The sequence below is a fragment of the Streptomyces africanus genome (genome assembly GCF_002150735.1).
In the GTDB taxonomy this organism is placed as follows: domain Bacteria; phylum Actinomycetota; class Actinomycetes; order Streptomycetales; family Streptomycetaceae; genus Streptomyces; species Streptomyces africanus.
This window is the reverse complement of sequence record NZ_MUKA01000458.1, coordinates 1-1,017: the sequence shown is the minus strand read 5'-3', so window position 1 is coordinate 1,017 and position 1,017 is coordinate 1. Positions and strand designations below refer to the sequence as shown.

Annotated in this window: 2 protein-coding genes; one reads left to right on the top strand and one right to left on the bottom strand. The window is 72.4% G+C overall.

Annotated features, from left to right (window positions below; translation table 11 throughout):
• Positions 1 to 284 (top strand): uracil phosphoribosyltransferase (gene upp / locus CCL05_RS39665; RefSeq protein WP_086565454.1); only part of this gene is annotated, 284 nt, incomplete at its 5' end.
• A gap of 19 nt (positions 285 to 303) precedes the next feature.
• On the opposite strand, the gene CCL05_RS39660 is transcribed toward upp, so the two are convergent.
• Complete coding sequence (locus CCL05_RS39660) at positions 304 to 921, bottom strand: LytR C-terminal domain-containing protein (protein ID WP_086565453.1); 618 nt, start codon at positions 919 to 921, stop codon at positions 304 to 306.
• Positions 922 to 1,017: the final 96 nt, after the last annotated feature.

Below are 1,017 nucleotides of genomic sequence, written 5' to 3'. Positions count from 1 at the left end.
CCGAGGACCTGTCGGGCCGTCAGGTGTATGTGCTGGACCCGATGCTGGCCACGGGCGGCACGCTGGTCGCGGCGATCCAGGAGCTGATCCGGCGCGGCGCCGACGACGTGACCGCCGTGGTGCTGCTGGCCGCGCCGGAGGGTGTCGAGGTCATGGAGCGCGAGCTGGCGGGCACCCCGGTGACGGTCGTGACGGCGTCGGTCGACGAGCGCCTCAACGAGCACGGCTACATCGTGCCGGGCCTCGGCGACGCGGGGGACCGGATGTACGGCGCGGCCGAGTAGGCCCCGCGGCCCGGGCCGCTCAGCAGCCCTTCTTCGACGACGGCGCCGGCTCGGGCGTGTCCAGCTCGGTCAGGGCCCGGTCGGCGTCCGGCTTCTTGGCCAGCTCCTTGAAGCCGTCGCCGATGACGAGGTCGAGGTCAGTGCCCTTGCGGGCCGCCTCGGTACGCCGTTCGGCGCCCGGGAGCTGGGTGCCGAGCACCGGCAGCGAGGTGTCGAGGGCGGAGGCGGGACCGAGCAGCACGCCGGTGCCCTTGACCTTCTTGTCGTACCGCTGGGGCGCGTTGCCCACGTCGCCGATCTTGAAGCCGCGCTTCTTCAGCTCGTCGGCGGTCTTCTTCGCCAGGCCGCCGCGGGTGGTGGCGTTGAGCACGTTGACCGTGATCGCGCGCGGTTCGGGCAGGGCCTTGGCGCGGGGCGAGGGGCTCGCCTTGATGCCGGGGGCGCAGTCCGTCCCGCTGCCGGCCGCCGAGGCCTCTCTGCCGCCGCCGGTGAAGACGTCGATGAGCTGCAACGTGCCCCAGCCGCCCACGCCGAGTACGGCGGCGGAGGCGACGACCAGGACGACGAGCCTGCCGCGCCGCCGGGGGCGGCGCATCCGCGGGTACTTGTTTCCCTTGATGCGGTATTTGCCGCCCATGCCGGGGGGAGTCAGCATGCTCATGAGCGCAGCGTAGTGCGCCTGGGCGACGTCGAATGATCATCTATTAGGCATCGTCGCCCAGGCGCACTACGC

Excerpts from the sequence above, each read along its gene's own strand:
- CCL05_RS39660 (WP_086565453.1), bottom strand. The coding sequence starts at position 921 with ATGGGCGGCAAATACCGCATCAAGGGAAACAAGTACCCGCGGATGCGC.